The sequence below is a fragment of the Alphaproteobacteria bacterium genome, from assembly GCA_039980135.1.
Classification (GTDB): domain Bacteria; phylum Pseudomonadota; class Alphaproteobacteria; order UBA6615; family UBA6615; genus UBA8079.
This window is the reverse complement of record JBDXCV010000002.1, coordinates 78,665-98,517: the sequence shown is the minus strand read 5'-3', so window position 1 is coordinate 98,517 and position 19,853 is coordinate 78,665. Positions and strand designations below refer to the sequence as shown.

The following is a 19,853-nucleotide window of genomic DNA, read 5'->3' as shown; positions in this document are numbered from 1 at the left end:
ACATTTTCATGGATCAGAAACTCGCCGGAAAAACGGCGCTCGTGACCGGGGCAAGCAGCGGACAAGGTGCTGCGGAAGCCAACCTGTTCGCCCAGGCCGGCGCGCAGGTCATCCTCGCCGATATTGCCGACGACGCGGGCGAAGCCCAGGCCCAGGTCATTCGCGACGGCGGTGGCACAGCGGAATACCGGCATCTCGATGTGGCCAGCGAGGACGAATGGGCAGGCGCGATCGACGGCATCGCGACGGATTTCGGCGGCCTGAATATTCTGGTCAACAACGCGGGAGTTCCGCTGCGTGGGGGCTCGGTCACCAACACCAATCTCGAGGATTGGAACCGGTTGCTGTCGATCAACCTGACGGGGCCGTTCCTTGGCATCCGTTCGGCCGCCCCGCTGATTCGCGACAGCGGCGGCGGTGGCATCGTGAACACCGGCTCCATCGCAGGCCTGACGGGACATTTCGCGACCGCCTACAGCGCCAGCAAGTGGGGCATACGCGGGATCACCAAAAGCGCAGCGATGGAACTCGTGGATTGGAATATTCGCGTGAACGCCGTGCATCCGGGACTGGTGCACACGCCGCTGGTGGCGGAATCCGTCGACTTCGTCGAGGCGCTGGCCGAACAGACACCCATGGAACGGGGCGCCAGCCCGGAGGAAATCGCCAAAGTCGTGCTGTTTCTGGCTTGCGATGATTCGAGCTACATCACAGGCCATGACATGACCGTCGACGGCGGCTTCACCGACGTCGGCGGCTATTGGCGCGTCCTCAAACAAGTCATGGCGCAACCCGACCAGAAAATCTGAATCCGACCGAATAACCACCCAGCACGATGCGCTCTACCGCGCGCGTTGCTCACGTTGAATGCGCCGCCAGCGCGCGACATTGCGGTTATGTTCCGCCAATGTCCGCGCGAACGCATGGCCGCCGGTGCCGTCGGCGACGAAATAAAGGTCTTTGGTTGCCGCCGGATTGAGAACCGCCGCGATGCTGGCGAGCCCCGGATTGGCGATCGGCCCGGGCGGCAGGCCGCGATGAACGTAGGTATTGTAGGGATGATCGACACCCAGATCGGTGCGGCGCAACGGCCGATCGAGCGCACCGTTCTCTCCGAACAGTCCGTAAGCGACCGTCGGATCGGACTGCAGTCGCATGCCCCTTCTCAGACGATTGATAAATACGCCCGCCACCCGTGCGCGCTCCCCGGGAACGGCGGTCTCGCGCTCAACGATAGAGGCCAAAATGAGGGCCGCCTCGGGCGATGCCAGGGGAAGGTCCGGTTGCCGCGTCTGCCAGAGGCGGGCGAGTGCTGCATCCCGGGCGGCGATCATACGGGCGACCAGCTCCGCGCGCGTATCACCCAGACTGAAATGATAGGTCTCCGGCAGCATCGCCCCCTCGCCGATTTCGAAGGGTTCGGGAGTGGGGCCCATCAGCCCCTCGGCCGCCATGACGAGCGCGAGAATTTCACGGGTTGTCAGGCCTTCCGCGACCGTCAAACGGCGCACGACGGTGTCGCCCGCCTGCAGCTTGGCCACCGCATCACGAAGGCTGACCCCGGCCGAAAACGAATACTCCCCGGCGCGCAGCGGGCGGTCCGGCGCCAGAAAGCGAACGGCGATGGCGAACAGACGCGTGTCCGCCGCAACACCCGATTCAACCAGGATAGAAGCGATCGCCTGCCCGGACGCACCGCGCGGTATGACCACGGACGTGTCGGCCGCCAGGGGCCCGGGGTCGCTGTAGGCCCGGTGCAACATGACCGTGCCGCCACCGGCCAGGGTCGCGCCCGCGATCAGCACAAACACAAACATGGAAACGAGCCAGCCAAGGCCACGGCGCGGGCGCCGGGCGGGTCTCTCGCCAGACCTTTCGGCAGCTGGCCCTTCGCGGGGCGTTTCAGATGGAGGAGTGTCGCTCATCGCGACGGCATGATAGCCGCGCCGCCCGGATTCGCACGGGCCGGCGTGCCGGCCGTCAGACTTCGGTGAACACCAGGCTCGCGTTTGTGCCGCCGAACCCGAAGGAATTACTCAGGACGTTGCGCACCGGCTTTTCCTTGGCGACATGGGGAACCAGGTCGATGTCGCAGGCATCCGACGGATCGTCGAGATTGATCGTCGGCGGCACGGTATTGTTGTTGATTGCCATGATCGAGTAGATCGCCTCCACCGCACCGGCCGCACCGAGCAGATGACCGATTGCGGACTTGGTCGAGGACATGGCCAACGAATAGGCATGATCGCCAAACAGGCGCTTCACCGCGCCCAGCTCAATCTCGTCGCCCAGCGGAGTCGATGTGCCGTGCGCGTTCACATAGTCGATATCATCGGGATTGAGCTTGGCGCGCTTGATCGCGGCCTGCATGGACCGGAACCCGCCATTGCCGTCTTCCGCCGGCGCCGTGATGTGATGTGCATCGCCGGACATGCCATAGCCGATGATCTCGGCATATATCCTGGCGCCACGCGCCTTGGCGTGCTCGTACTCCTCGAGCACGACCACGCCGGCCCCTTCACCCATGACAAAGCCGTCACGGCCCTTGTCATAGGGCCGGGAAGCCGCCTCGGGCGTGTCATTATAGCCGGTCGACAACGCCCGGCAGGCCGCGAAGCCGGCAATCCCGATACGGCAAATTGCCGCCTCGGCACCGCCCGCCACCATGACATCGGCATCATCCCACATGATCAGACGCGCGGCATCACCGATCGCGTGAGCGCCGGTTGAACAGGCCGTCACGACAGCGTGGTTCGGCCCCTTGAACCCGTATTTGATCGATACTTGACCCGACGCAAGGTTGATCAGCGCAGACGGGATAAAGAACGGCCCCACCTTGCGCGGACTTTCGGCGTTCAGGAGGGTTGAGCCTTCGTATATGGTCTGCAGGCCGCCGATGCCCGACCCGATCATGACGCCCGTGCGTTCCTGACCCTCCACATCGTCCGGCTTCCAGCCCGAATCCTCGACCGCCTCGACCGCGGCGGAGACCCCGTAGATGATGAACTCATCGATCCGGCGCTGATCCTTCGCCGAAACATAATTGTCGGGGTTGAACGTGCCGTCCGAGCCATCGCCGCGCGGTACTTGTGCGGCGATCTTGGCCGGCAAGTCGGACACGTCAAATTTCTGAATCCCCACGGCACCGGAGTCACCGTTGGTCAAACGGCCCCAATTATGATCGAGGCCCACGCCTAACGGCGTGACCAAACCCATTCCGGTTACGACGACACGTCTCATTGGATTCCGATGCGCGGTTGCACGGTCAGTTGAAACTCACAGACGAACGAACTGCGCAACGCGCGCATGGTTCAATCGGTGGTTCAGTCTGCCGCGGATTCGAGGAACTTGACTGCGTCCCCGACCGTGAGAATTTTCTCAGCGGCATCGTCGGGAATTTCACATCCGAATTCTTCTTCGAACGCCATCACGAGCTCGACGGTGTCGAGACTGTCGGCGCCGAGGTCATCGATGAAGCTCGCGCCCTCTGAAACTTTGCCCTCGTCGACACCCAGATGTTCGACAACAATTTTCTGCACGCGGTCAGCGATATCGCTCATGTCTGCCTGCCCTTGCTTCCTTGGTTTCTCAGTGTCGTCTTCGACACCGTTGATACGGTACTGATTTAAGACGATTCGGTGTCCGAGTACCCCCGAAATCAACCGTTCATCCCTATCACAGCGTCACGCGTCTCGCCATAGGCGGTAATCCCGACGCTACTCAGTGGCGGCGTTTACCGGCGTTCGTCCTTAACGTCAAGCGCATGCGGGATCACAGCTCCTGGTCCCATCATCACAGCATCGCCATCCCGCCGTTTACATGCAGCGTCTGCCCGGTGACATATCCCGCCTCGTTACTCACCAGATACGCGGCGCTGGCCGAAATGTCCGCGGGCAGCCCAAGCCGGCCCGTGGGGATTCGCTCGAGCAGTGTTGCCTTCTGGTCATCGGACAGGGCGTCGGTCATCGGTGTCTCGATAAACCCCGGGGCGATGCAATTGACGGTGATACCCCGGCTGGCAACTTCCTGCGCAAGTGCCTTCGTCATCCCGGTCAACCCGGCCTTCGATGCCGCATAGTTCACCTGCCCGGGATTGCCCGTCGCGCCGACCACCGAGGTGATCGTCACGATACGGCCCCACCGCGCCTTCATCATGCCCCGCAGGACAGCGCGGCTCAGACGGAACGACGCCGAAAGATTTACGTCGAGCACCTGCTGCCACTCCTCGTCTTTCATCCGCATGGCAAGATTGTCGCGGGTCAGGCCGGCATTGTTGATCAGGATATCGACCCCGCCCGCCGCTTCGGTGGCGGCCGCGACCAGGGCGTCGGGCGCGGCCGGGTCGGACAAGTCCGCCGCCGCGATGTGACAATTGGGCCCCAGATCGGCGGCCAATGCCTCCAACCGTTCCGCACGCGTTCCACTGATCACCACATTCGCACCGCGCGCATGCAGTGCCCGGGCAATCGCATCGCCGATACCCCCGGTCGCACCGGTGACAAGTGCGGTCTTTTCATTCAGCTCAAACATATCGCCCCCCTAAAGCGCGCCGATAAAGGCTTCGATATCATCCGGTGTTCCGATCGCGCGGCTCGTCATCTCCCGGTCGATCCGTCGGGTCAGACCCGACAAAACCTTGCCGGCACCGAGTTCACACAATTCCTCAACCCCGAGCTCACGCATGGCCAGCACCCCTTCGCGCCAGCGCACCCGGCTGGTGACCTGCTCGATCAGGAGGCTGCGAATCTCATCGGGTTCCGAAACCGGTGTCGCCGTGACGTTGGCAATCACGGGCGGGTTCGGCACGGAAATTGCGGCGCTCGCCAATGCATAGGTCATGACATCCGCGGCCGGATCGAGCAGCGAACAGTGGAACGGCGCACTCACCGGCAGCAGGATGGCGCGGCGCGCGCCGCGCTCCTTGGCAATTTCCACGGCGCGCTCAACGGCTTCCGTGTTGCCGCTGACCACGACCTGCCCGTCCGAATTATCATTGGCCACATCACAGACCTGATCCCCGGCCGCTTCGGCCGCGATCGCCTCCACTTCTTCCAGGCTGGGTCCGAGAATCGCCGCCATGGCACCCACGCCTACGGGAACGGCGGCCTGCATGGCCTCGCCGCGGGTCTGCAGGAGCCGCGCCGTGTCGGCGATACTCAACGCCCCCGACGCGGCCAGCGCGGAATATTCACCGAGGCTGTGGCCGGCAACATACGACGCCGCCTCGGAGACCTTCACCCCGCCCTCTTCCTCGAGGACGCGCACGACCGCCATGCTCATGGCCATCAGCGCCGGCTGGGCGTTCCGGGTCAATGTGAGTTCGTCTTGCGGACCTTCGAAGATGATCCGGCTGAGATGCGCCTCCAGCGCGTCGTCGACTTCCTCAAAAACAAGCCGGGCGGCCGGAAAGGCCGCCGCAAGGCCCTGCCCCATGCCCACTTCCTGGCTTCCCTGTCCGGGAAAGACGAATGCGCGATTCATATCTGTAACTTTCATTATTTCACGGTGCCCGACCTTCATATCGCCGCCACCGCCGAGCCGCAAGGCAACGCAACCCGATACGCGCGGGCAAGACATTGATCTATCGCTTGCGCCAACAGGGCGCTTGTGGTGTATTCCCGCGCCTCAAGCGGCGCCGGGAGACATCCGGCGTCAACTCCTTGCCGGTCTCGCCATTGCAGGCCGGCTATGACCATGCGGACGCGGCCCGAAAGGGGCGATCGTCGGTGGTCAGCTAACAGCCAAGGGGAGTCGCAGAATATGCCACTCTACGAACACGTCTTTATTGCGCGCCAGGATATTTCCGGCACGCAGGTCGATCAACTGATCGAAACCTTTACCGGGGTCGTTGAAACCGGTGGCGGGAAGGTCGTGGCCTCCGAATCATGGGGCCTCCGCAACCTCGCCTACCGAATCAAGAAGAACCGCAAGGGTCACTACGTCATGATGAACCTCGATGTCCCGTCGGATGTCGTCCTCGAACTGGAGCGTCAGCAGCGCATCCATGACGACGTTCTTCGCTATCTCACGCTGCGGGTCGACGAGCATGAGGAAGCCCCGTCGGTCATGATGCAGGGCCGCAAGGAACGCGGTTCGCGCCGCGACGATGACGATGACGGGGACAGCAAGCCTGCCGCCAAGAGCGAAGATGCGAAGCCGGCGGCGGAAGCCGCACCGGCGGCGCCTGCTGCCGAAACACCGGCAACCGAAGCACCGGCCGACGATACGGCCGCCGCTGCAAGCGAAGGGGAGAAAGAATAATGGCCATGGGACCCCGCACCGGCGGTGGCGGCGGAGGCGGCCGACGCCCCTTCTTCCGTCGTCGCAAGACATGCCCGTTCTCGGGCGCGAATTCGCCACGGATCGACTACAAGGACACCAAATTGCTGTCCCGGTACATTTCCGAACGCGGCAAGATCGTGCCGAGCCGGATCACCGCTGTCTCCGCCAAGAAACAGCGTGAGCTGTCGCGCGCCATCAAGCGCGCACGGTTCCTGGCGTTGCTTCCCTACGTCGTCGACTGACGACAGGCAGGCCGGGTGCCTCACAAGTATCCGTTCGGAACATGACGATGATCAACGCCGTCCGACCCTATGCCTTAACGCTCAGCGCTGGTGCGCTGGCTGCACTGCTGTTTGCGGTGCCGTTCGCGTTCGGCATCGGCGCGGCCGCACCCCTGACCCTGACCGGCATCCCCTTGATGGCCGCCGGGTTGGGAATCGGTGTGATCGCGGCGGCGGGTGCAGGCCTCACCGGGCTTGTGGTGATCACGGGTATTGTCCTGGCGCTTGCGCTGGGGCCGGAACCGTCAATTCTGTTCGCCGTGTTGTTTGCCGCACCGATTGTGTTTGCCGTGCACATGCTGGGACGCTCACGCACGTCGTCGTTGGGCTATATCGAGTGGCAACCGCCATTGACAGTCATGGCCTGGCTACTCGCGGCAGCCATTGCCGTCATGGTCATTATCGGTTTGATGGTGATCAAGGGCGACACGGATCTTGCGGTTTTAACCCGAACATTTCTGGAACCGGCGTTGACGGGGCTTTTCCCCGAGTTCGGTCTGTTCCGGATCCGGTCGATGTCCAGCATGATGGCGCCGTTCTTCCCGGGCGCGGTGATGGTGGTGTGGCTGTTGTTGCTCACGGTCTCCACCGCCGGGGCCATCGCCCTGCTCCACAACCGCGGCGCATTGGGGCGGCCCACGCCGCGCATGGAAGAACTCCGGACCCCGCTTTGGGTGCCGGTGGCTTTCCTTGTGGCCTTGCTGTTCGTTTGGTGGGGAGACGGCAACTACGCCTATCTCGGCCAGAATGCGGCGATTGCCATTTTCGTGCCGATGTTCCTCGTCGGGGTCGGCACGTTTCACGCGATTGCGCGGCGCACACCAATCACTTTCGTAATCCTTGCCGTTTTCTACGGCTTTCTAATCGTCTTCCCGCCGTTGAGTGTGCCTGTCGCACTGATCGGTATGGCAGACCAGATACTCGGTCTTCGCCGGCGCACCGGATTGGTGCGACCCGGCCAGGAGGTATGACATGGATGTAATTCTTCTCGAACGTATCGAAAAACTCGGCCAGATGGGTGACGTTGTCACCGTGAAATCCGGCTACGCACGCAATTTCCTGCTGCCGCAGAAAAAGGCATTGCGCGCCACCGATGGTAATCGGGAGCATTTCGAATCCCAACGCACGCAGCTCGAGGCAGAAAACCTCAAGCGGCGCGAGGAAGCCGAAGCCGTGGCCGGCAAGATCGAGGTCCTCGATGTGACCCTGATCCGCCAGGCGGGCGACAGCGGCCAGCTCTATGGCTCGGTCAGCGCACGCGATATCTCCGACGTTGTCACCGAAAACGGTGTCACGGTCGGGCGCGGCCAGGTTCTGCTCGACCGGGCCATCAAGGAGCTGGGTCTTCATCCGATCCGCATTTCCCTGCATCCGGAAGTTTCTGTCGAGCTGACGATCAACATCGCCCGTACCGAGGACGAAGCCGCGACCCAGCGCGAGCATGGCCAGTCGATCACGCAGATCGCCGAGGACGCCGAAGCGGCCGAGAATGCCGTTGCGCTTGCCGACGAAGCGCTCGCCGTGGCCGACGACAAGGCCGCCGAAGCCGAGGCTATCGAGGGCATGGTCGAGGAAGAGGTCGCCGAACGCGTCGCGGGCGAAGCTTCGGAAACCGACGATCAATCCGCCGGCGAAGACAGCCCGGAATCGGGTGCTGACGGCGAGGCGGAAGAGGTCACCTCCTGAACGCAAATCCGTGTTTTGCCCCGCGATGCAGGTTTTGCTAGATTTTCACCGCGTCGTAATTATTTTGCAAAACGGGGGATGCGATGCTTCTCGCGCGGTTTCTCGACGGGATCATCGGTGAGGGCGATTTCAGCCTTATAGATGCAGGGGGAAAAACGCACCGTTTCGGAAACGGTGCTTCGCCCCGCGTCAAGGTTCGCCTACAGGACCGCGCAACCGAACGACGGTTGCTGATAAACCCGCGTCTCGCAGTCGGCGAAGCCTATATGGACGGCACGCTGATAATCGAAGAAGGCAACCTCTACGACCTGATCGATCTCATCGGCCGCAATATCGAAATCTTCGAGGACCATTGGTTTTCGAGTTTGACCGCGGTCATGAGCCGGCTGTTCCGGCACATCCAGCAATATAATCCGGTCGGCAAGGCACAGAAGAATGTCGCCCATCACTACGACCTGTCCGATGATCTGTATGACTTGTTCCTGGATCAGGACCGGCAATATTCCTGCGCCTATTTCAATGAACCCCACACGGATCTTGAGCGGGCCCAACACGACAAGAAGCGTCATATCGCCGCCAAGCTTCTGCTCGACCGCCCGGGTATGAAGGTGCTCGACATCGGGTCGGGGTGGGGCGGCATGGCGCTCTATCTTGCGCAGACCACAGGGGCCGACGTCACGGGCGTGACCCTCTCCAAGGAACAACACAAGGTCAGCCAGCAGCGCGCGGCAGACGCCGGACTTTCCGACCGGGTCCGTTTCAAGCTCCAGGATTATCGCGACGAACCGGAGACCTTTGACCGGATCGTCTCGGTCGGCATGTTCGAACATGTGGGTGCAGGCCATTTCACGGAGTATTTCCGAAAGGCCAGGCAACTGCTCTCGGATGACGGTGTCTTCCTGCTTCATTCGATCGGACGGATGGAACCACCGGGCAACACCAACCCGTGGCTGCGCAAGTACATCTTCCCCGGCGGCTACACGCCATCCCTGTCCGAGACCCTCACGGCCATCGAAAAGGCCGGCCTGTGGGTCACGGATATCGAGATCCTGCGCTTGCACTACGCCGATACGCTGCACATCTGGTACGACCGCTTCATGGATCAGCGCGACAAGGCGCTGGCGCTTTATGACGAGCGTTTTTGCCGGATGTGGGAGTTCTATCTGCTCGGCTGTGAGATCGCCTTCCGGCGGATGGGCCAGATGGTCTTCCAGATCCAGATCGCCAAGCGCCAGGACGCGGTTCCCTTGACCCGGGACTACATCACCGACTGGGACCGGGCGGTCGGTCAGGCGGAGACGAAGGCCGCGGAGTAGTCCCGGCGCGTCACATTGCTCATGCTCGAACTCTATGTCGATGCCGACGCCTGCCCGGTGAAGGACGAGATCGTGCGGGTCGCTGAACGGCACCAGCTGCGCGTCCATCTCGTCTCGAACAGCGGCATGTTCGGGTTCCACGGGCATCCGCTCGTGTCCCAGACAGTCGTTGCCGACGGCGCGGACGTGGCCGATGACTGGATCGCCGAGCGTATCGGCCCGGGGGATATTGTCATCACCCAGGACATCCCGCTTGCCGACCGCTGCATCAAGAAGGACGCCCGCGCGCTGCGACCCAACGGTAAGGCGCTCGACAAGGCCTCAATCGGCATGGCGCTGGCCACGCGGGACCTGATGACGGACCTGCGTTCGGCCGGCGAGACCACGCGTGGCCCCCGCGCATTTGCCAAACAGGACCGGTCGAATTTCCTGCAGGCCCTCGAAACGACAATCCAGGCGATCAAGAACGCCCCATAGCCGCACCCTACTCGATCGTCACGACCACACCGCCCACCTGGCTGCCTTCTTCGACCAGCTCATGGGCCGCCGCGATATCTTCCAGCGGGAACTCGCGCGCGACCCGGCTGGTCAGCTTCCCCGCCGCCATCCAGCGGGAGATGTCCGCAACACTTTGCGTCTTGAATGCCTCGGCCATGGTGAAACAGCCGATGATGTGCAGTGTGGGGGCCTTCGCCAGCAGCTTGTAGAACGGATACGGCACCACCGGCTCGGCCATGGACGCATAGGCCGCGATGGTGGCCCCGGTCTTGAGAATCCTGACCGTCGTCTCGATATTGCCGCCGAGCTCGACCTCAACCACACGGTCGACGCCCTTGCCGTCGGTCAGTTCCTTGATCCGCGCGGCGACGTCCTCGGTCCTGTAGTTGATGGTGTGGGTCGCACCGTCTTCCATCGCGCGGGCCGCTTTCTCGTCAGAACTGACCGTGCCGATGACAGTTGCACCGCCATTACGCGCCATCTGCACGGCATAGTTGCCCACCGCCCCGGCGGCGCCGGTCACCAGTATCGTCTGGCCACCGACGGGTCCATCCGTGAACACGGCAGCATGGGCGGTCATCGCGGGAATACCCAGACACGCCCCCGCAGCAAAACTCTGGCCCTCGGGCAGCGGGTTCGCGCGGGAGGCATCGAGGGCGATATACTCTGCGGCCGTCCCGTTGGCACGTCGCATATGTCCCTCATACAACCAGACCCTCTCGCCGATGCGGCCCGCATCCACGCCCGCACCGACCGCCTCGATCACGCCGGCACCATCGAAATGCGGGATCATCACCTCTCCCATCATGGGCCCGCGCAGACCGGCGCGGCGCTTCACATCCAGCGGATTGATGCCCGTGGCATGCACCCTGACGAGCACCTCGCCGTCGCCGGCCACCGGCTTATCCAGTTCCCCGATTTCGAATATGTCCTTCGCGGCACCGAATTCCGCGTACCAGGCTGCACGCATTTGCTTTCCCCCGTTGGATTTGCGGGGATGACTATAGACCCGATGGTCCGCCCGGCCAGCCCGGCCAGCAGCGAAAGACGCGGGCAATTACTCAGATTTTCGGTTGCCGCAAGCGGAAATTTGCCCCTCGCGAAACGGCTTATCCTCATGTTCCACCAGACTCACCGCAGATGGGTACAATGTGGGGACGCCAGCATCATTAGGGTGCAGCGCCATGACAACGAGCGATATGACCGATCCGATGGCCGACGAAGCCGCCAACATCATGCCTCTGCACGGCGAAGAAGGCGGGATAGGATTCCGCTCTCCGCCGCATAATTTCGAGGCGGAGATGGCGCTGTTGGGCGCGATTCTGGTCAATAACCGCTCGTTTGAGCGGGTGCAGGAGTTTCTCCTGCCCGAACATTTCGCCGACCCGGCCCATGCCAGCGTCTATGCCGCCTGCGCCCACCTGATCGAGCACGGCCAGATCGCCGATCCGGTGACCCTGAAAAACTATTTCAAGGACGATGCGGACCTGAAAGCAATCGGCGGACAGGCCTATATCGCCGAACTGGCGAACGCGGTTATCACCATCCAGAACGCGCTCGACCTGGGGCGCGAGGTCTATGACTGTTTCCTGCGGCGCGAGCTGATCGATATCGGCGGCCAGGTGGTCAACAACGCGTATGAATATGAGCTCGAAACGCCCGCACCCCAGCAGATCGAGCGCGCCGAGGAGATGCTTTTCCAGTTGGCCGAGGAAGGCACGACCGATACCGGGTTCCGGGACTTCAAGAGTGCCGTCACGGGCGCCATCGACATGGCGGCGGCGGCCTACAAGCGTGACGGTCAGCTTGTCGGCGTACCAACGGGCTTCACCGATCTCGACAAGCTGCTGGGGGGGCTGCATGAGTCCGATCTGGTGATCGTCGCGGCGCGGCCATCCATGGGCAAGACCGCGCTGGCCACCAACATCGCCTACCACGCGGCCTCGACGAAGCAGCGCAAGGACGGACCCGACGGGACGGAGATCGAGGAAACCGAAAGCGTCGCCTTTTTCTCGCTCGAAATGTCGGCCGAACAGCTCGCCACGCGTATTATTTCCGAACAGGCCCATGTGCGTTCGGACTCGATCCGGCGCGGCGATGTGCGCGAGGAAGAGTATAACCGGGTGTTCGCCGTCTCCCAGGCATTGCATGGCCTGAAGCTGTTTATCGATGACACGCCGGCGCTGACCATGGCGCAGATCCGGACCCGGGCGCGACGGCTCAAGCGACAGCACGGTCTCAGCCTGATCATCATCGACTATCTGCAGCTCATTAATCCACCGGCCAACAGCCGCGGTGACAACCGGGTCCAGGAGGTCTCCCAAATCACCCGTGGCCTGAAGGCACTGGCGAAGGAGCTGAATGTCCCGGTGATCGCGTTGAGTCAGTTGTCTCGTGCGGTCGAGCAACGCGAGGACAAACGCCCGCAGCTTTCGGACCTCCGCGAATCGGGATCGATCGAGCAGGACGCCGACGTGGTCACGTTCATCTATCGCGAGGAATATTACCGCGAGCGCGAGAAGCCGACCCCGCGCGACAGCGAAAAATCGGAAACCTTTCTGGAACGCGAGCAACGCTATATGGAGTTGCTCGAAAAATGCCGGAACAAGGCGGAAGTGATCATCGCCAAACAGCGGCACGGACCGATCGGGACGGTGGTGTTGCAGTTCAACGGCGACTACACCCAGTTCGCCGACCTGTCGCCCGACGACTATCTGCCCGAGGACCGGTACTAGAGCCTTCCATGGTTACAAGGCACTAAACCCTTGGCGGCACACGAAATTATCATCCCGGCCGATACCGGCGCCGTCCTGATCGTTGACCTGGACGCGATCGCCGATAATTTCCGCCTGATCCGGTCCACCTGCCCCGGCGCGCGCGTCGGCGCTGCGGTCAAGGCCGATGCCTACGGCCTCGGCGTCGGTCCCGTTACACGCACGCTGGCGGAAGCGGGCTGCGACACGTTTTTCGTCGCGACACCGGCCGAAGGCGCGCATCTGCGCGCGACAAACGCCACGGCCGAGATCGTCGTCCTCAACGGGCCGACGCCCGAAGCCATCGCTACATTCCTCGACAACCGGTTGACACCGACCCTGAACAGCATGCCCCAGATCGAGACCTGGGCCGCCGCTTGCCGCGGCGCATCCATGCAAGTTCCGGATGCCTTTCTGCATGTGGATACGGGCATGAATCGACTAGGGCTGGGCCAGGGGGAACTCGAGACAATATTGGCCGAGCCCGCGCGTTTGGACGGGGTCGGGATATCGACGGTCCTGAGCCATCTCGCATGTGCCGACACGCCGGACCATCCGATGAACGCGGCACAGCGCGACGGCTTTGTGTCTGCGTGCGAACGCCTGACGCCGTTGATCGACCCGTTTCAAACCAGTCTGGCGAATTCGCCCGGGGTTTTTCTGGGCCCCGCCTATCATTTCGATTTGGTCCGGCCGGGCGCGTCACTCTATGGGATTCGGCCGAACGCCAATGGCCCCAATCCCATGAAACAAGTTGTTGAAATTCATACGAAAATTCTGCAAGTCCGTGACGTTGACACCCCCATGACCGTTGGATACGGTGCCGCCCATCAGGTCACCGGAACCCGTCGGATTGCGACCCTCGCGGCAGGCTATGCCGACGGATACCCCCGCGCCGCCGGAACCACGACCGGTAATACGGAGGGCAGCAGCATGTGCGCCTTTATCGACGGGCAGCCTGCCCCGCTCGCGGGACGGATTTCCATGGATCTGATCACCATCGATGTCACCGACCTCGCGGCCGCGCTTTGTCGCCCGGGACAAGCGGTCGAACTTCTGGGGCCCAACGTCAGCCCCGACGACCTCGCAGACGCCGCCGGGACCATCGCGTATGAGACCCTTTGCCGGCTGGGCCCGCGGCTACATCTCGAATACCGGGGTGGAACGAATTGATCATGGGATTTCTGGCATCCATCGGTCGCGGCACGATCTCCACCTTCGCGATGATCGGCCAGATCGCGGGCTTCGCGGGCATCGGCCTGTATCACTGTGTGCGGCCGCCCTTTTATCCCCGCTTGATCGTCCAGCAGATGATCGAAATCGGCTACTACTCCCTGCCGGTGGTGGGCCTGACCGCCATTTTTACCGGCGCGGTCCTCGCGTTGCAGAGTTTCAGCGGATTCGGCTTCGCCGGTGAGGCCACGATCGCCAACGTCGTGGTCTGGGGCATCACCCGCGAACTGGGCCCCGTCCTCGCCGGTTTGATGGTCGCCGGCCGCATCGGTGCGGCGATGGCGGCCGAAATAGGCACCATGCGCGTCACCGAGCAGATCGACGCGCTAACGACCCTTTCGACAAACCCCTACAAATATCTCGTCGCCCCGCGCCTCATCGCCGCCATCGCCATGCTGCCCCTGCTGGTCCTGGTTGCAGACGTTATCGGGGTACTCGGCGGGTTTCTGGTCTCGATTTATGATTTCGGCTTCAATCCGACCACCTATCTGAAGAGCACCTGGGACAGTCTGGACGGGACCGGCTTCATCTCCGGCCTCGTCAAGGCCGCCGTGTTCGGCTTTCTCGTCGCCCTGATGGGGACCTATCACGGCTACCATTCGAAGGGCGGTGCACAGGGTGTCGGTCAGGCAACGACCAACGCGGTGGTCTCGGCCTCGATCCTCCTGCTGCTGTTCAACTTCATCATCACCGCCGTGTTCTTTGCGTCATGACCGCCCCCGGAGAGGCACCGAAAATCTCGGTCCGGGACCTGCGCAAGGCGTTCGGTACCAACGAAGTTCTGCGCGGGGTCGATCTGGACCTGCCCGCCGGGCGCTCGCTCGCGGTGATCGGTGGTTCGGGCACGGGTAAATCGGTCCTCATCAAGAGCATCATCGGCCTGCTGGAGCCGGATTCCGGCTCCATTCTGATCGATGGCGAGGAAACCCTCGGCATGTCGCCGCGCGAGCGTGAGCGGGTGACCCGGAAATTCGGCATGCTGTTTCAGGGCGCGGCCCTGTTCGACAGCCTGCCCGTCTGGGAAAACGTCGCCTTCGGCCTGATCCAGAGCCAGGGCGTTCGCCGGCACGACGCCCGTGACGCGGCCCTGCAGGCGATGAACATGGTCGGCCTCGACGCCGATATCGCCGACCGATCGCCGGCCGAATTGTCGGGCGGCATGCAGAAACGCGCCGGGCTGGCGCGGGCCATCGCGACGCGGCCTGAAATCCTGTTCTTCGATGAGCCGACAACCGGCCTCGACCCGATCATGGGCAGCGTCATCGACAGCCTGATCGTAAAATCCGTCCGCGAACTCGGCGCGACGGCATTGACGATTACACATGACATGGCAAGCGCACGGCGAATCGCCGACAATATCGCCATGATCTACCAAGGTCGGATCGTTTGGCATGGTCCGGTCGCCGAGATCGATCACTCTGGAAATGACATGGTCGACCAGTTCATCAATGGACGCTCCATCGGGCCGATCCAGCTTCAGGTTGCGGTCTAGGCCATGGCGCGCGCGACAAGCAACTTCGTGTGCCAGTCCTGCGGCGCGGTCCACCGCAAGTGGAGCGGCAAGTGTGACGGTTGCGGCGAGTGGAACTCGATTGTCGAGGAATCGGGCGAGACCAACGTCCCCAAGGGCGTGACCAAGGCTGGCGGCAAGGCCGTCGCATTTACGTCACTGGACGGCGCCCCCGACGAGCGCACCCGACGCATGACCGGCATGGCCGAGCTCGACCGGGTCTGTGGGGGTGGCATGGTCCCGGGTTCCGCGTTGCTGGTTGGTGGCGATCCGGGCATCGGCAAATCGACGCTCCTGTTGCAGGCGGCCGCGATGCTCGCCAGGACCGGCGTCTCCGTCGCCTATATCTCGGGCGAGGAAGCCGTCGATCAGATCCGCCTGCGAGCCGCACGGCTCGGGCTGGCAGACGCGCCGGTCGACCTGGCGTCGGCCACCAACATCCGCGACATCCTCGCCGCGCTTGATACCGTCGGTGGCGCCGACGTCGCGATCATCGATTCGATCCAGACGATGTATGCCGACAATCTCGATTCCGCGCCCGGCACCGTGGCACAGGTGCGCACCTGTGCCCAGGAGCTGATCCGTGTCGCGAAGCGCCGCGGCGTGACCATGATCCTGGTCGGGCATGTCACGAAGGAAGGCGCGATTGCCGGCCCCCGGGTACTCGAGCATATGGTCGACGCCGTCCTGTATTTCGAGGGCGAACGCGCCAACCAGTATCGCCTGTTGCGGGCGGTGAAGAACCGGTTCGGCGCCACCGACGAAATCGGTGTCTTCGAAATGACCGACGCAGGCCTCGCCGAGGTCGAGAACCCGTCGGAACTGTTCATCGCGGGCCACAGCGACACCACCAGCGGCTCGGCCGTATTCGCCGGCATCGAGGGCACACGGCCGCTGCTGGTCGAGATTCAGGCGCTGGTGGCGCCGACCCCGCTGGGTACGCCGCGCCGCGCCGTGGTCGGCTGGGATTCGAGCCGCCTGGCGATGATCATCGCGGTCCTGCAGACCCGGTGCGGCATGAATCTGGGCTCCCACGACGTCTATCTGAACGTCGCCGGCGGCCTGCGGGTGGGCGAACCCGCTGCCGACCTGGCCGTGGCGGCCGCGCTCGTGTCGGCCCATCTGGAACAGCCTTTGCCGCCGCGTACGGTCGTCTTTGGCGAAATCGGCCTCGGCGGCGAAGTCCGCGGGGTGGGCCAGGCGGATGCCCGTATGCGCGAAGCGGAGAAACTGGGTTTCGAGCGCGCCTGGACACCGCCGCTCGGCACCGGACGCAAGCAGGGCAGTAAAAAAGCCCAAACCCGTCTCGATGTCGGCGAGATCGCCCGGTTGCGCGACCTCTTCGACCGTTTCGACACGACGCCGCAGCGCGGCAATCTGGCGACGGTCTGAGCCATGGATTTCGGCGGCTTCAGCATTTTCGATATCGCGGTCCTCGCGACAATCTTCCTCGGCGCCCTGTTCGGGCTGGTCACGGGTTTCGTGCGGGGCGGCTTGTTCGTCGCATCCTGGATCGGCGCCGGCCTGATCACGATCTTCGGGCTCGCGCGCGTCTCGCCCCTTGCGGCACGGTACATCAATCCCGAATGGCTGGCCGACCTCGTCGCCGGCGCGGCCCTGTTCATCGTCGCGCTGATCGTGCTCCATCTGTTGAGCCACATCCTCAGCGGCTGGGTCCGCGCGGGCCGGCTCAACGCACTCGATCGTTCGCTCGGGCTGCTTGCCGGCCTTGCCACCGCGGGGATCGTCATTTCCGTCGCGTTTCTCTTCCTCAGCGATGTTTTCGGAGACGAGCCACCGCCCTGGGTAGAGAACGCCCGCACGCGGCCCGCCGTTGAACGTGGCGCGCTACTCGTCAAGGAACTGCTGCCCGCAAAGGTCATTGGCGAGACCGGCGACGCGCTCAAACGCGCGCAACAACGCGCCAACGACATCGACGCCGCGCGCGACGCGCTCGACCGTCTCACCCGGCCCCCCGAATCCTCTGCGCCGCGGCCGCAAGAAGGGTATAACGAGCGCGAGCGCGATGGCCTCGAAGATCTGATCCGGCGGAACCAGTGACCAACACACTCACCACCCACCCGTTCCAGGCAACCGCCGACCCGGACAAATTCCACGAAGAATGCGGAGTCTTCGGGGTCTTCGGCACCGAAGACGCGGCGGCATTTGCCGCGCTCGGCCTGCATGCCCTGCAGCATCGCGGGCAGGAAGCCGCCGGTATCGTGTCCTATGACGGCATGCGCTTTCATCCCCACCGGGCGATGGGCCTCGTCGGTGACATTTTCGGGGACCGGGACGTGATTGACCGGATGCCCGGCGATTCCGCGATCGGCCATAACCGATACTCCACCGCCGGCGAGACGGTCCTGCGTAACGTGCAGCCGCTGTATGCCGACTACAGCTTCGGCGGGCTGGCGCTGGCCCATAACGGCAACCTGACCAATGCCCGCCAGCTGCGGCGTGAACTCGTTCAGGCTGGCTCGCTTTTCCAGTCGACGATGGACACGGAGGTAATCCAGCACCTGATCGCGACCAGCCGGGAGGCGCGGCTTCTCGACCGGGTGATCGAGGCATTGCGAGCCATCGACGGTGCGTATTCACTCGTCGCGCTGTCGCGCCGCAAGCTGATCGGCGCCCGCGATCCGCTGGGCGTGCGACCGCTGGTACTGGGCCAGATCGGGGATGCCTGGATTCTGGCGTCAGAGACCTGCGCGCTGGATATCATCGGCGCGGACTTCGTGCGCGACGTGGAACCGGGCGAGATCATCGTCATCGACGATGACGGCCTGCACTCCCACAAGCCCAACCCGCCGGCGCGCAAACGCTTTTGCATCTTCGAGTACATCTATTTCGCCCGGCCGGATTCCAATGTCGACGGCAAGAATGTCTATGAGGCACGCAAGGCGATCGGCGCGGAGATGGCGCGCGAGTGTCCGGTCGAAGCCGATCTGGTGATCCCGGTGCCCGACAGCGGCGTGCCGGCGGCGATCGGCTATGCGGCCGAAGCCGGAATCCCGTTCGAACTCGGCCTGATCCGCAACCACTATGTCGGGCGTACCTTCATCGAACCGACAGATGAAATCCGCCATCTTGGCGTCCGCCTGAAGCACAATGCCAACCGCGGCCAACTCGACGGCAAACGCGTGATCCTCGTCGACGACAGCATCGTCCGGGGCACGACCTCCCAGAAGATCGTCGAGATGGTCCGCAACGCGGGTGCCGCAGAGGTGCATGTCCGGATTTCGAGCCCGCCCACGCGAAGCCCCTGCTTCTACGGCATCGACACCCCGCAGGCGTCCGAACTCCTGGCCGCGAACAAGGACGTGGACGGTATTCGCCAACTGATCGGCGCCGATAGCCTGGCCTATGTATCGATGGACGGGCTCTACCGGGCCATGGGCGAAACAGGGCGCGACAACGAAGCCCCACAATATTGCGATGCCTGTTTCAGCGGCGAGTACCCGATCATGCTCACCGACATGAACGACACCGACAACACGTCGCAGATGTCGCTCCTCGCCGAGTTGGCCTAGGCGAGACGATGGCGAACGAAACAACAGGCTCGGGTGCCCTTGCCGGCCGCGTGGCCCTGATCACCGGCGCGTCCCGCGGGGTCGGCGCGGCGGTCTCGAAGCGTTTCGCCGCGGAGGGAGCCCATGTAATCCTGCTCGCCCGCACGGTCGGCGGTCTCGAGGAAGTTGACGATGCGATCAAGGCAGCAGGCGGTCAGGCCACGCTGGTGCCGTGCGACCTGACCGAGTTCGAGCGCATCGACACGCTGGGACCGGCGCTGCTGGAACGGTTCGATAAACTCGACATCCTGGTCGGCAACGCCGGCGCGCTGGGTGAAATGACGCCCCTCACCCACTATGAGGCCAAGGCGTGGCATGGCGTCTTCGACGTCAACGTCCATGCAAACTGGCGCCTGATCCGAACCCTGGACCCGTTGTTGCGCCGTTCGGACGCCGGGCGCGCGATCATGGTGACCAGCGCGGCCGCAGCCAAACCGCGCGCCTTCTGGGGCGCCTACGCGGTCACCAAGGCCGCCCTGGAAACGCTTGTGCATGTCTGGGCATCCGAACTGACGGACACGAACGTACGCGTCAATCTGCTCAACCCCGGTGCGACGCGCACCGGCATGCGCGCTGCGGCGTTCCCCGGCGAGGACCCGGAAACTCTCAAGACTCCCGAGGACATTACCGGGACATTCGTGGAACTGGCGTCTCCGGCGTGCACGCGGCACGACGAGCTGATCGACCTCGCCTGAGGGATACCGCCCCTGCGGCGCGCTGCG

The 19,853-nt window shown here is 63.5% G+C and carries 21 protein-coding genes; 15 read left to right on the top strand and 6 right to left on the bottom strand.

The window, feature by feature from the left end; all coding sequences use genetic code 11:
* The first annotated feature begins 8 nt into the window (after positions 1–8).
* Positions 9–809: a glucose 1-dehydrogenase gene (locus ABJ363_01435; protein MEP4377636.1), complete on the top strand. Its 801-nt coding sequence runs from the start codon at positions 9–11 to the stop codon at positions 807–809.
* Between the two features lie 33 nt (positions 810–842).
* Here the strand turns inward: ABJ363_01435 and mltG are convergent, their stop codons facing one another.
* From mltG to fabD, 5 genes are all read right to left on the bottom strand, one after another.
* Positions 843–1,817: an endolytic transglycosylase MltG gene (gene mltG / locus ABJ363_01430; GenBank protein MEP4377635.1), complete on the bottom strand. Its 975-nt coding sequence runs from the start codon at positions 1,815–1,817 to the stop codon at positions 843–845.
* Between the two features lie 163 nt (positions 1,818–1,980).
* A complete protein-coding gene (fabF, locus tag ABJ363_01425; protein MEP4377634.1) occupies positions 1,981–3,240 on the bottom strand; it encodes a beta-ketoacyl-ACP synthase II in 1,260 nt (419 codons plus the stop codon).
* 83 nt (positions 3,241–3,323) lie between these two features.
* On the bottom strand, positions 3,324–3,560 hold the full coding sequence (locus tag ABJ363_01420; GenBank protein ID MEP4377633.1) for an acyl carrier protein: 237 nt from the start codon (positions 3,558–3,560) through the stop codon (positions 3,324–3,326).
* Positions 3,561–3,792: 232 nt separating this feature from the next.
* The gene (gene fabG / locus ABJ363_01415; GenBank protein MEP4377632.1) at positions 3,793–4,530 is read right to left on the bottom strand and encodes a 3-oxoacyl-ACP reductase FabG; all 738 of its coding nucleotides are present in this window, start codon (positions 4,528–4,530) and stop codon (positions 3,793–3,795) included.
* A 9-nt stretch (positions 4,531–4,539) separates the two neighbouring features.
* Positions 4,540–5,481 carry an ACP S-malonyltransferase gene (gene fabD, locus ABJ363_01410; protein MEP4377631.1) on the bottom strand — a complete coding sequence of 314 codons (942 nt, stop codon included), beginning with the start codon at positions 5,479–5,481 and terminating at the stop codon, positions 4,540–4,542.
* A gap of 279 nt (positions 5,482–5,760) precedes the next feature.
* Here fabD and rpsF point away from each other — a divergent pair, with 279 nt between their 5' ends.
* The 6 genes from rpsF (at position 5,761) to ABJ363_01380 (ending at position 10,042) form a co-directional block, all read left to right on the top strand.
* Complete coding sequence (gene rpsF / locus ABJ363_01405) at positions 5,761–6,261, top strand: 30S ribosomal protein S6 (GenBank protein MEP4377630.1); 501 nt, start codon at positions 5,761–5,763, stop codon at positions 6,259–6,261.
* Between the two features lie 5 nt (positions 6,262–6,266).
* Positions 6,267–6,524 carry a 30S ribosomal protein S18 gene (rpsR, locus tag ABJ363_01400; GenBank protein MEP4377629.1) on the top strand — a complete coding sequence of 86 codons (258 nt, stop codon included), beginning with the start codon at positions 6,267–6,269 and terminating at the stop codon, positions 6,522–6,524.
* Positions 6,525–6,571: 47 nt separating this feature from the next.
* Positions 6,572–7,534: a hypothetical protein gene (locus ABJ363_01395; GenBank protein MEP4377628.1), complete on the top strand. Its 963-nt coding sequence runs from the start codon at positions 6,572–6,574 to the stop codon at positions 7,532–7,534.
* A 1-nt stretch (position 7,535) separates the two neighbouring features.
* A complete protein-coding gene (gene rplI / locus ABJ363_01390; GenBank protein MEP4377627.1) occupies positions 7,536–8,249 on the top strand; it encodes a 50S ribosomal protein L9 in 714 nt (237 codons plus the stop codon).
* Between the two features lie 83 nt (positions 8,250–8,332).
* Positions 8,333–9,565: a cyclopropane-fatty-acyl-phospholipid synthase family protein gene (locus tag ABJ363_01385; GenBank protein ID MEP4377626.1), complete on the top strand. Its 1,233-nt coding sequence runs from the start codon at positions 8,333–8,335 to the stop codon at positions 9,563–9,565.
* Positions 9,566–9,586: 21 nt separating this feature from the next.
* Positions 9,587–10,042, top strand: a complete 456-nt coding sequence (locus ABJ363_01380) for a YaiI/YqxD family protein (GenBank protein ID MEP4377625.1) — start codon at positions 9,587–9,589, stop codon at positions 10,040–10,042.
* Between the two features lie 7 nt (positions 10,043–10,049).
* Here the strand turns inward: ABJ363_01380 and ABJ363_01375 are convergent, their stop codons facing one another.
* Positions 10,050–11,033, bottom strand: a complete 984-nt coding sequence (locus tag ABJ363_01375) for an NADPH:quinone reductase (protein ID MEP4377624.1) — start codon at positions 11,031–11,033, stop codon at positions 10,050–10,052.
* Between the two features lie 241 nt (positions 11,034–11,274).
* Here ABJ363_01375 and ABJ363_01370 point away from each other — a divergent pair, with 241 nt between their 5' ends.
* From ABJ363_01370 to ABJ363_01335, 8 genes are read left to right on the top strand one after another with little or no spacing between them, the layout of a single operon-like run.
* Positions 11,275–12,798, top strand: coding sequence for a replicative DNA helicase (locus tag ABJ363_01370; protein MEP4377623.1), 1,524 nt, complete (start codon positions 11,275–11,277; stop codon positions 12,796–12,798).
* A 30-nt stretch (positions 12,799–12,828) separates the two neighbouring features.
* Complete coding sequence (gene alr / locus ABJ363_01365) at positions 12,829–13,989, top strand: alanine racemase (GenBank protein MEP4377622.1); 1,161 nt, start codon at positions 12,829–12,831, stop codon at positions 13,987–13,989.
* 2 nt (positions 13,990–13,991) lie between these two features.
* On the top strand, positions 13,992–14,762 hold the full coding sequence (locus tag ABJ363_01360) for an ABC transporter permease (GenBank protein ID MEP4377621.1): 771 nt from the start codon (positions 13,992–13,994) through the stop codon (positions 14,760–14,762).
* The gene (locus ABJ363_01355) at positions 14,759–15,541 is read left to right on the top strand and encodes an ATP-binding cassette domain-containing protein (GenBank protein ID MEP4377620.1); all 783 of its coding nucleotides are present in this window, start codon (positions 14,759–14,761) and stop codon (positions 15,539–15,541) included. Before ABJ363_01360 ends, ABJ363_01355 begins: the two co-directional genes overlap by 4 nt.
* A gap of 3 nt (positions 15,542–15,544) precedes the next feature.
* Complete coding sequence (gene radA, locus ABJ363_01350) at positions 15,545–16,951, top strand: DNA repair protein RadA (protein MEP4377619.1); 1,407 nt, start codon at positions 15,545–15,547, stop codon at positions 16,949–16,951.
* Positions 16,952–16,954: 3 nt separating this feature from the next.
* Positions 16,955–17,620 carry a CvpA family protein gene (locus ABJ363_01345; GenBank protein MEP4377618.1) on the top strand — a complete coding sequence of 222 codons (666 nt, stop codon included), beginning with the start codon at positions 16,955–16,957 and terminating at the stop codon, positions 17,618–17,620.
* Positions 17,617–19,092 carry an amidophosphoribosyltransferase gene (gene purF / locus ABJ363_01340; protein MEP4377617.1) on the top strand — a complete coding sequence of 492 codons (1,476 nt, stop codon included), beginning with the start codon at positions 17,617–17,619 and terminating at the stop codon, positions 19,090–19,092. The genes ABJ363_01345 and purF overlap by 4 nt, the downstream gene beginning before the upstream one ends.
* Before the next feature lie 8 nt (positions 19,093–19,100).
* Entirely contained in the window at positions 19,101–19,826 is a 726-nt protein-coding gene (locus ABJ363_01335) for an SDR family NAD(P)-dependent oxidoreductase (protein ID MEP4377616.1), read from the top strand.
* Positions 19,827–19,853 lie beyond the last annotated feature (27 nt).

Bases quoted from the DNA above. Each gene is read 5' to 3' on its own strand.
- radA (MEP4377619.1), top strand. From the start codon at position 15,545: ATGGCGCGCGCGACAAGCAACTTCGTGTGCCAGTCCTGCGGCGCGGTC.
- ABJ363_01355 (MEP4377620.1), top strand. From the start codon at position 14,759: ATGACCGCCCCCGGAGAGGCACCGAAAATCTCGGTCCGGGACCTGCGC.
- fabF (MEP4377634.1), bottom strand. From the start codon at position 3,240: ATGAGACGTGTCGTCGTAACCGGAATGGGTTTGGTCACGCCGTTAGGC.
- mltG (MEP4377635.1), bottom strand. From the start codon at position 1,817: ATGTTTGTGTTTGTGCTGATCGCGGGCGCGACCCTGGCCGGTGGCGGC.
- rpsF (MEP4377630.1), top strand. From the start codon at position 5,761: ATGCCACTCTACGAACACGTCTTTATTGCGCGCCAGGATATTTCCGGC.
- ABJ363_01335 (MEP4377616.1), top strand. From the start codon at position 19,101: ATGGCGAACGAAACAACAGGCTCGGGTGCCCTTGCCGGCCGCGTGGCC.
- ABJ363_01385 (MEP4377626.1), top strand. From the start codon at position 8,333: ATGCTTCTCGCGCGGTTTCTCGACGGGATCATCGGTGAGGGCGATTTC.
- ABJ363_01435 (MEP4377636.1), top strand. From the start codon at position 9: ATGGATCAGAAACTCGCCGGAAAAACGGCGCTCGTGACCGGGGCAAGC.
- fabD (MEP4377631.1), bottom strand. From the start codon at position 5,481: ATGAATCGCGCATTCGTCTTTCCCGGACAGGGAAGCCAGGAAGTGGGC.
- ABJ363_01420 (MEP4377633.1), bottom strand. From the start codon at position 3,560: ATGAGCGATATCGCTGACCGCGTGCAGAAAATTGTTGTCGAACATCTG.
- fabG (MEP4377632.1), bottom strand. From the start codon at position 4,530: ATGTTTGAGCTGAATGAAAAGACCGCACTTGTCACCGGTGCGACCGGG.
- rplI (MEP4377627.1), top strand. From the start codon at position 7,536: ATGGATGTAATTCTTCTCGAACGTATCGAAAAACTCGGCCAGATGGGT.
- ABJ363_01370 (MEP4377623.1), top strand. From the start codon at position 11,275: ATGGCCGACGAAGCCGCCAACATCATGCCTCTGCACGGCGAAGAAGGC.
- ABJ363_01360 (MEP4377621.1), top strand. From the start codon at position 13,992: ATGGGATTTCTGGCATCCATCGGTCGCGGCACGATCTCCACCTTCGCG.
- rpsR (MEP4377629.1), top strand. From the start codon at position 6,267: ATGGGACCCCGCACCGGCGGTGGCGGCGGAGGCGGCCGACGCCCCTTC.
- ABJ363_01395 (MEP4377628.1), top strand. From the start codon at position 6,572: ATGATCAACGCCGTCCGACCCTATGCCTTAACGCTCAGCGCTGGTGCG.
- ABJ363_01375 (MEP4377624.1), bottom strand. From the start codon at position 11,033: ATGCGTGCAGCCTGGTACGCGGAATTCGGTGCCGCGAAGGACATATTC.
- ABJ363_01380 (MEP4377625.1), top strand. From the start codon at position 9,587: ATGCTCGAACTCTATGTCGATGCCGACGCCTGCCCGGTGAAGGACGAG.
- ABJ363_01345 (MEP4377618.1), top strand. From the start codon at position 16,955: ATGGATTTCGGCGGCTTCAGCATTTTCGATATCGCGGTCCTCGCGACA.